At 52.7% G+C, this 8,617-nt stretch carries 8 protein-coding genes and 1 pseudogene; 7 read left to right on the top strand and 2 right to left on the bottom strand.

What is annotated here, in order from left to right; genetic code table 11:
• From KHQ24_RS24315 to ugd, 6 genes and pseudogenes are all read left to right on the top strand, one after another.
• Positions 1-281 (top strand): annotated as a pseudogene (locus KHQ24_RS24315) (phosphomannomutase CpsG); the annotation flags it as partial.
• Between the two features lie 158 nt (positions 282-439).
• The gene (gene rfbB / locus KHQ24_RS24320) at positions 440-1,504 is read left to right on the top strand and encodes a dTDP-glucose 4,6-dehydratase (RefSeq protein WP_211777519.1); all 1,065 of its coding nucleotides are present in this window, start codon (positions 440-442) and stop codon (positions 1,502-1,504) included.
• Between the two features lie 26 nt (positions 1,505-1,530).
• On the top strand, positions 1,531-2,400 hold the full coding sequence (rfbA, locus tag KHQ24_RS24325) for a glucose-1-phosphate thymidylyltransferase RfbA (RefSeq protein ID WP_000676431.1): 870 nt from the start codon (positions 1,531-1,533) through the stop codon (positions 2,398-2,400).
• A gap of 31 nt (positions 2,401-2,431) precedes the next feature.
• Positions 2,432-3,322 carry a dTDP-4-dehydrorhamnose reductase gene (gene rfbD / locus KHQ24_RS24330; protein ID WP_004206787.1) on the top strand — a complete coding sequence of 297 codons (891 nt, stop codon included), beginning with the start codon at positions 2,432-2,434 and terminating at the stop codon, positions 3,320-3,322.
• A gap of 14 nt (positions 3,323-3,336) precedes the next feature.
• Positions 3,337-3,891, top strand: coding sequence for a dTDP-4-dehydrorhamnose 3,5-epimerase (rfbC, locus tag KHQ24_RS24335; RefSeq protein WP_004206788.1), 555 nt, complete (start codon positions 3,337-3,339; stop codon positions 3,889-3,891).
• A 180-nt stretch (positions 3,892-4,071) separates the two neighbouring features.
• On the top strand, positions 4,072-5,238 hold the full coding sequence (ugd, locus tag KHQ24_RS24340; RefSeq protein ID WP_064188109.1) for a UDP-glucose 6-dehydrogenase: 1,167 nt from the start codon (positions 4,072-4,074) through the stop codon (positions 5,236-5,238).
• A gap of 423 nt (positions 5,239-5,661) precedes the next feature.
• Here ugd and KHQ24_RS24345 read toward each other — a convergent pair whose 3' ends face one another.
• Positions 5,662-5,784, bottom strand: coding sequence for a small membrane protein (locus tag KHQ24_RS24345; RefSeq protein WP_000429184.1), 123 nt, complete (start codon positions 5,782-5,784; stop codon positions 5,662-5,664).
• Positions 5,785-6,183: 399 nt separating this feature from the next.
• A complete protein-coding gene (locus KHQ24_RS24350) occupies positions 6,184-7,188 on the bottom strand; it encodes an NAD-dependent epimerase (RefSeq protein WP_065878640.1) in 1,005 nt (334 codons plus the stop codon).
• 1,074 nt (positions 7,189-8,262) lie between these two features.
• Here KHQ24_RS24350 and KHQ24_RS24355 point away from each other — a divergent pair.
• On the top strand, positions 8,263-8,617 hold a 355-nt coding region (locus tag KHQ24_RS24355), incomplete at its 3' end, for a sugar phosphate nucleotidyltransferase (protein WP_211777441.1).

Raw genomic sequence — 8,617 nt, forward strand, 5'->3', positions numbered from 1 at the left:
AATCGCTGGTGGCGGACCGCCAGGCGGCGTTCCCGGCGTCGGGGGAGATCAACCGCAAGCTGGGTAATGCGGCGGAGGCGATCGCGCGCATCCGGGCGCAGTATGAGCCGGCGGCCGCCCACATCGACACAACGGACGGTATCAGTATTGAATACCCTGAGTGGCGCTTTAACCTGCGCACGTCCAACACGGAGCCGGTGGTGCGTCTGAACGTGGAGTCCAGAGCGGATTTTAGTCTGATGGAGACTAAAACAAAAGAAATACTCAATCTCCTATCATAAATTGTTCAAAAATTAGCGAGAAATATACGAGCATTATTTAAATACACTGGTTATTTTTTAATATCTAAATGCTCATTAATTCTCATCTCTATAATTGAAAGGGCATAGAAAACTGTTATGCCCTTTTTATCTACGAAACTATTTCGGATAAGATTATTATGAAGATTCTTGTTACTGGTGGTGCAGGCTTTATCGGTTCTGCTGTGGTTCGTCATATCATTGAAAATACCCGGGATGAAGTCCGCGTGGTGGACTGCCTGACCTACGCCGGCAACCTCGAATCCCTGGCGCCGGTGGCCGGGAGTGAACGCTATTCGTTTTCCCAGACTGATATCACGGACGCCGCTGCCGTGGCGGCCCAGTTCAGCGAGTTCCGCCCGGATATCGTGATGCACCTGGCGGCAGAAAGCCATGTGGATCGTTCCATTGATGGCCCGGCTGCTTTTATCCAGACCAACGTGATCGGCACCTTCACTCTGCTGGAGGCGGCCCGTCACTACTGGTCCGGGCTTGGAGAAGCGCAGAAAAAAGCTTTCCGCTTCCATCATATCTCCACCGATGAAGTGTACGGAGACCTGCACGGCACCGATGACCTGTTCACCGAAGAAACCCCGTACGCGCCGAGCAGCCCGTACTCCGCCTCCAAAGCGGGCAGCGACCATTTGGTTCGCGCCTGGAACCGCACGTACGGCCTGCCGGTGGTGGTGACCAACTGTTCCAACAACTATGGTCCGTATCACTTCCCGGAGAAACTAATCCCGCTGACTATCCTTAATGCCCTGGCGGGTAAACCGCTGCCGGTATATGGCAACGGGGAGCAGATCCGTGACTGGCTGTATGTTGAAGACCATGCCCGTGCGCTGTACAAAGTGGCGACCGAAGGTAAAAGCGGCGAGACCTACAATATCGGCGGTCATAACGAGCGTAAAAATATCGATGTGGTGCGCACCATCTGCGCCATTCTCGACAAGGTGGTGGCGCAGAAGCCGGGCAACATCACCCACTTTGCTGACCTGATCACTTTTGTCACCGACCGTCCGGGACACGACCTGCGCTACGCCATTGATGCCGCAAAAATTCAGCGCGATCTGGGCTGGGTACCACAGGAGACGTTCGAGAGCGGGATTGAGAAAACCGTGCACTGGTACCTGAACAACCAGACCTGGTGGCAACGCGTGCTGGACGGCTCCTATGCCGGCGAGCGTCTGGGCCTCAATAACTGATATCTGACTGATTAAGGAATAGATTTATGAAAGGTATTGTTCTGGCCGGCGGCTCCGGCACGCGTTTATATCCCATCACTCAGGGCGTCTCCAAGCAGCTGCTGCCTATCTACGACAAGCCGATGATTTTCTACCCGGTGTCCGTCCTGATGCTGGCGGGGATTCGAGACATCCTGATCATCTCTACACCAGACGACATGCCTTCCTTCCAGCGCCTGCTGGGTGACGGGTCGCAGTTCGGGGTGAACTTCAGCTACGCCGTCCAGCCGTCGCCGGACGGCCTGGCACAGGCCTTTATCATTGGCGAGAAGTTTATCGGTAACGATGCCTGCGCCCTGGTGCTGGGGGATAATATCTACTTTGGCCAGAGCTTTGGTAAAAAACTGGAGGCGGCAGCGGCGAAGACTTCCGGTGCCACGGTGTTTGGTTATCAGGTGCTGGATCCGGAGCGCTTCGGGGTGGTGGAGTTCGACGAGAACTTTAAGGCACTGTCCATCGAGGAGAAACCGCTGAAGCCGAAATCGGACTGGGCGGTGACCGGGCTCTACTTCTACGACAACAACGTGGTGGAGATGGCGAAGGACGTGAAGCCTTCTGAGCGCGGCGAGCTGGAGATCACCACCCTGAACCAGATGTATCTGGAGCAAGGTGACCTGCATGTTGAACTGCTGGGGCGCGGTTTTGCCTGGCTGGACACGGGCACCCACGATAGCCTGATGGACGCATCACAGTTTATTCACACCATTGAGAAGCGCCAGGGGATGAAGGTCGCCTGCCTGGAAGAGATTGGTTACCGCAATCAGTGGCTGTCGGCGGAAGGGGTGGCGGCTCAGGCCGAACGCCTGAAGAAAACCGAGTACGGTGCTTATCTGAAGCGCCTGCTGAACGAGCGTTAATGCTTTCTCCGTCAACGACAGGATACAGAGAATGAAGATTTTACTGATTGGCAAGAATGGCCAGGTGGGCTGGGAGCTCCAGCGTTCACTGTCCACCCTCGGCGACGTGGTCGCGGTGGACTACTTTGATAAAGAGCTGTGCGGCGATCTGACGAATCTGGAAGGCATCGCGCAGACCGTGCGTACCGTCCGCCCTGACGTGGTGGTGAATGCCGCCGCGCACACGGCGGTGGACAAGGCCGAAAGCGAGCGGGAGCTCTCCGACCTGCTGAACGACAAAGGGGTGGCGGTGCTGGCGGCAGAGTCGGCGAAGCTGGGTGCCCTGATGGTGCACTATTCCACGGACTATGTGTTCGACGGCGCCGGCAGCCATTATCGCCGGGAAGATGAAGCGACCGGCCCGCTGAACGTTTATGGCGAAACCAAGCGTGCCGGTGAACTGGCGCTGGAGCAGGGCAACCCGCGTCATCTGATTTTCCGTACCAGCTGGGTATATGCCACCCGCGGCGCCAACTTTGCCAAAACCATGCTCCGCCTGGCGGGTGAGAAAGAGACGCTCTCCATCATTGACGACCAGCACGGGGCGCCCACCGGCGCTGAGCTGCTGGCAGACTGCACGGCGACGGCAATCCGTGAAACGCTGCGTAATCCGGCGCTGGCCGGCACCTATCATCTGGTGGCCAGCGGCGAGACCAGCTGGTGCGACTACGCCCGCTATGTGTTTGAGGTGGCGAGGGCGCACGGTGCAGAGCTGGCGATCCAGGAAGTGAAGGGCATTCCGACGACGGCCTATCCGACGCCGGCGAAGCGTCCGCTCAACTCACGCCTGTCGAATGAAAAATTCCAGCAGGCATTTGGGGTGACTCTCCCGGACTGGCGTCAGGGGGTGGCTCGCGTGGTAACGGAAGTCCTGGGCAAATAAACGGGTAGCAAAAGATGAACATTATTAAAACAGATATTCCTGACGTGCTGATTTTTGAACCGCGCGTGTTTGGTGATGCGCGGGGCTTCTTCTTTGAGAGCTTCAGCAGCAAGGTATTTAATGAGGCGGTGGGCCGCCAGGTGGATTTTGTTCAGGACAACCACTCCCAGTCCCAGAAAGGCGTATTGCGTGGGCTGCACTATCAGCTGGATCCACATGCCCAGGGCAAACTGGTCCGCTGTGTGGAAGGTGAGGTGTTTGACGTGGCGGTGGATATCCGTCGTTCATCGCCCACCTTTGGCAAATGGGTGGGCGCGGTGCTCAGCGCAGAGAATAAACGTCAGCTGTGGATCCCGGAAGGGTTCGCCCACGGGTTTATGGCGCTGAGCGACACGGTGCAGTTTGTCTACAAGGCGACGAACTACTACGCGCCGCAGTCAGAACGGAGCATCATCTGGAACGATCCGGAGATAGGGATTGACTGGCCGGCGCTGAACGATTGCGCGCTCTCGCTGTCGGAGAAAGATCTGCAGGCACATACTCTGGCCACTGCAGAAGTATATAAATAATTAGGTTGTTTTTTCTTAAAATGGCGGGTTCCAGATGGAACTCGTCATGTTTATTCGTTAACAAGCCGGGTCAACCGACCGACTTGACTTAACTTCCTTCTCAGCGTAAAACCGCCAACAGCATTATTTAAATTCGTGGCTATCCGCCATTACCCAGTTAACTGATTAAAGTGTAATCGAATGAAAATTACTATTTCCGGTACAGGTTATGTTGGTTTATCGAACGGTGTCCTGATTGCGCAAAACCACGAAGTGGTGGCCTTGGATATCGTACAGGCCAAAGTGGATATGCTTAACCAGAAGATCTCTCCGATTGTCGATAAAGAGATTCAGGAATATCTGGCAGAAAAACCGTTAAATTTCCGTGCCACCACGGATAAGCACGACGCGTACCGCAATGCCGACTACGTGATCATTGCCACGCCGACCGATTACGATCCCAAAACCAACTACTTCAACACCTCTACAGTGGAAGCGGTTATTCGCGATGTCACAGAGATCAACCCGAATGCGGTGATGATCATTAAATCGACCATCCCGGTGGGGTTCACCCGCGACATCAAAGAACGTTTAGGGATTGATAATGTTATTTTCTCTCCTGAGTTCCTGCGTGAAGGCCGCGCGCTGTACGACAACCTGCACCCGTCGCGCATTGTCATTGGTGAGCGCTCTGCACGTGCCGAACGTTTCGCAGACCTGTTGAAAGAAGGCGCGATTAAGCAGGATATCCCGACCCTGTTTACCGACTCCACTGAAGCGGAAGCGATCAAACTGTTCGCGAACACCTATCTGGCGCTGCGCGTTGCCTATTTCAACGAGCTTGACAGCTATGCTGAAAGCCAGGGGCTGAACAGCAAGCAGATTATCGAAGGGGTATGCCTGGATCCGCGTATCGGCAACCACTATAACAACCCGTCCTTTGGCTACGGCGGCTACTGCCTGCCGAAAGATACCAAGCAGCTGCTGGCGAACTACGAATCGGTCCCGAACAATATCATCGCGGCTATCGTAGATGCTAACCGTACCCGTAAAGACTTTATTGCGGATTCTATTCTCGCCCGTAAGCCGAAAGTGGTGGGTGTGTATCGCCTGATCATGAAGAGCGGGTCGGACAACTTCCGTGCCTCTTCTATTCAGGGGATTATGAAGCGCATCAAGGCGAAAGGTATTCCTGTTATTATCTATGAACCAGTGATGCAGGAAGATGAGTTCTTCAACTCCCGCGTCGTGCGCGACCTGGATGCCTTCAAACAAGAGGCGGATGTCATCATTTCCAACCGTATGGCGGAAGAGCTGGCGGATGTAGCAAACAAAGTTTACACCCGCGATCTGTTTGGCAACGATTAATTCTGCCTGTCTGACACTGGCGGTTCCCTGCCGCCAGTGTGCTTCTTTATCTCCCCGCTCTATCCCTCACTGCGCGTATTTCTCGCACATTCAGATTAACCTCAATAAATTGTGATGGACATTACGATCCTACTCAAAAGCCGTTGCGGGTCGAAAACAGGTCCGATAAGTTAAACTTACCTTGTGAAGAGCTACCGTCACTGTGATGTAGATGCCGGAGATAAGCGCCGGGAGGTAAAACAAAGCCTGCAACGCAGGCTTTTGTTATTTATGCCCTGGGGAAATACGAGGGACAGGGCGCGAGTAGCGTTATTTTTTTCTTGCCTTAAGGCCATGCCAAAACGCAGAATGAACGGTCATTCTGTCATATCATTTTTTTATCTCTTAATATTATCTTAATATAAATGCAATATGGAGCGAGTCTTACCACTTCCGTTTATTAAACGTCAGTTTTGTTTTCTTTCTGTCTTTCAGATATGAAATTAAAAAGAAAACAGACACAGCAAGTAGTATGGCAGCCACCACTAAGAAAAACAGGTTTTCCATAATATCTACCACAGCTTTAGTTGGTTGAATCATTAGCAAGTTAAGCAATATATCAGCGTGGAAGGTGCTGTATTGCGATCTATAACATATCCTGTTCTTAAGAAAATTCCTACAGAAAGTAATGTCTTTTATTTATCAGGAGAAAATGCTGAAGGAGCCATTAAAAATGGTATTGAAAAGAGTGACAGCAGGGGACCAGGCTTATAGTTGTTGTCTTTTTCGCTGGCGGCCAGATGAAACTGGTTTCAGCACCGTCTTTAAAACCAGTAAAAATTATTCTTTAGCACAAAAAAGTATAGCCTGTGCCAGGCTCGGGTAAAGAAATGAATGATAAGTGAAGGCAATACGGGATGTTTATCCATTGCCGCAATCTGACGATTGCGGCAGGGCAGAGACAGGTTAGATCTGATAGTAATCCTTATACCACTCGACGAAGTTCTTCACGCCTTCCTTCACTGACGTCTGTGGCTTGAAGCCCACCAGGTCATACAGCGGTTGGGTATCTGCGCTGGTGTCCAGCACATCGCCCGGCTGAATCGGCATCATATTCTTCTTCGCTTCCATCCCCAGCGCCTCTTCCAGAGCGGTGATGTAGTCCATCAGTTCCACCGGCGAGCTGTTGCCAATGTTGTAGACCCGATACGGCGCGGAGCTGGTAGCTGGGGAACCGCTCTCAACGGTCCAGTCAGCATTAGCCTGCGGGATCACATCCTGAACGCGCACCACTGCCTCGACGATGTCGTCGATGTAGGTGAAGTCGCGCTTCATTTTGCCGTAGTTGTATACGTCAATACTTTTCCCTTCCAGCATCGCTTTCGTGAACTTGAACAGCGCCATATCAGGGCGTCCCCACGGACCATAGACCGTAAAGAAGCGCAGGCCGGTAGTCGGGATGCCGTACAAATGGGAATAGGTATGCGCCATCAGCTCATTGGCTTTCTTGGTGGCGGCGTACAGGGAGACCGGATGATCGACGGAATCCTCCGTGGAGAACGGCATTTTGCGGTTAAGGCCGTAAACCGAACTGGAGGAGGCGTACACCAGGTGTTTCACTTTGGTATGACGACAGCCTTCCAGAATGTTCAGATACCCCATCAGGTTAGCGTCAGCGTAGGCATAGGGGTTTTCCAGCGAATAGCGCACGCCCGCCTGGGCCGCAAGGTGGATCACGCGGTCAAACTGTTCTGCGGCGAACAGCGTCGCCATCCCCTCACGGTCAGCAAGATCCAGCTGCTGGAAATGAAATGCCGGAGATGCCAGACGATCCAGGCGAGCCTGCTTCAGGCTGACGTCATAATAGTCATTCATGTTGTCGATCCCGACAACATTATGCCCTTCATCCAGCAGGCGCTGCGCGATATGAAAGCCGATAAAACCTGCGGCACCAGTGACCAAAAACTTCATATTTTTCCTCCGGGGTGTGGATATCCCGTTCTACATAAGTGCCGATTTTACACTGGCTTGCGGTTGGGATCACTTGCTTTGCCGCGTCTATTCCGCCAGGCGTGAACTGAAAGGCGTTTTTTCTGACAAAACCGTGGTGGCAAAGGCTGATAAATAACAACTTTTCTCATTTGACCGTTAGCTGTCGAATAATAACCTTGTGACTGGTCAGCGGCTTAGCGATTCGTGGCGATACCATGAAGGCAGTCAATACCCTCAGGCACGGCGTAATTTTGTTTAAAGTTATATTTTTGGTCGGCGGATCATTTAGCAAATGGGCAAAATTCTCGTCGAGTTTGCATTTTTTAGCTTAAATATCAATTGCTTAATGTTGATCTTTTTGTTTAGCAAATGTTTAAGATGTGTATTATTTGAGTAATCCATTAATCAGTAGGCTTTTTTATTTTTATTCCCCGCGACCAGCGCTATAATCTGCGGACGATTTTCTTAGTGGAATGTGCATTGTAGAGCATGAGTCGTTTATCCCACCTGTCGGAACGTAGCGCCGTCGCCATGTGCAAAGGGCAACCAGGCCCGCAAGCGCGTTGTCTCCTCAGCGGCGAAGACGATGTCTCTTCTCATCTTTCCCTTTATCGTGAACGCCCCTCTATGACGGTTACTGGCATCGGTAAACCGCCGGTTTCGTTTTCTTCGGTGGCGGCAAGCGCGTGCGTTTTGCCCTGCGTAAATGAGAAAGTCCTGATGGTTAACCCGGCGGCAAATGCGGAAAGTGTGGGGCATTTCGCGGCCAGGTGAGGGAAGATGCATGTTAAAAGCAGAGATATGCCTGAAGGTATATCTCTGCTTTTAGGTTTTCAGGACACCCGTTCCGTCAGGCTGGCTTTTCAGGCCGCTGAGTGAACGTTCTGCCGACAGCCTGAAGCGAAAGAGGGTGGCGTTTAGCCTAAAGCACGGGAGCAGTACGCATTTTGGTTGCGACAGCCAATGGCGGTAGCGTGCCTGAAAAAGGCCATTCCCCCGACGGTCGATTGACTGATAGTAAAATAAAGCAATTATTTATTTAAGGATTTCATTATGTTACTTCCTGTAATTATGGCTGGTGGTACCGGCAGTCGTCTCTGGCCGATGTCTCGCGAGCTTTATCCGAAACAGTTCCTCCGCCTGTTCGGGCAGAACTCCATGCTGCAGGAAACCATCACCCGACTCTCGGGCCTTGAAATCCATGAACCGATGGTCATCTGTAACGAAGAGCACCGCTTCCTGGTGGCCGAACAGCTGCGCCAGCTCAACAAGCTGTCGAACAACATTATTCTTGAGCCGGTCGGGCGCAACACCGCCCCGGCCATCGCCCTGGCGGCCCTTCAGGCCACCCGCCACGGCGATGACCCGCTGATGCTGGTTCTCGCCGCCGACCATATCATCAATAACC

Source organism: Klebsiella sp. 54, from assembly GCF_018223875.1.
Lineage (GTDB): Bacteria > Pseudomonadota > Gammaproteobacteria > Enterobacterales > Enterobacteriaceae > Klebsiella > Klebsiella quasipneumoniae.

Excerpts from the sequence above, each read along its gene's own strand:
- rfbB (WP_211777519.1), top strand. The coding sequence starts at position 440 with ATGAAGATTCTTGTTACTGGTGGTGCAGGCTTTATCGGTTCTGCTGTG.
- rfbA (WP_000676431.1), top strand. The coding sequence starts at position 1,531 with ATGAAAGGTATTGTTCTGGCCGGCGGCTCCGGCACGCGTTTATATCCC.
- rfbD (WP_004206787.1), top strand. The coding sequence starts at position 2,432 with ATGAAGATTTTACTGATTGGCAAGAATGGCCAGGTGGGCTGGGAGCTC.
- rfbC (WP_004206788.1), top strand. The coding sequence starts at position 3,337 with ATGAACATTATTAAAACAGATATTCCTGACGTGCTGATTTTTGAACCG.
- ugd (WP_064188109.1), top strand. The coding sequence starts at position 4,072 with ATGAAAATTACTATTTCCGGTACAGGTTATGTTGGTTTATCGAACGGT.
- KHQ24_RS24345 (WP_000429184.1), bottom strand. The coding sequence starts at position 5,784 with ATGGAAAACCTGTTTTTCTTAGTGGTGGCTGCCATACTACTTGCTGTG.
- KHQ24_RS24350 (WP_065878640.1), bottom strand. The coding sequence starts at position 7,188 with ATGAAGTTTTTGGTCACTGGTGCCGCAGGTTTTATCGGCTTTCATATC.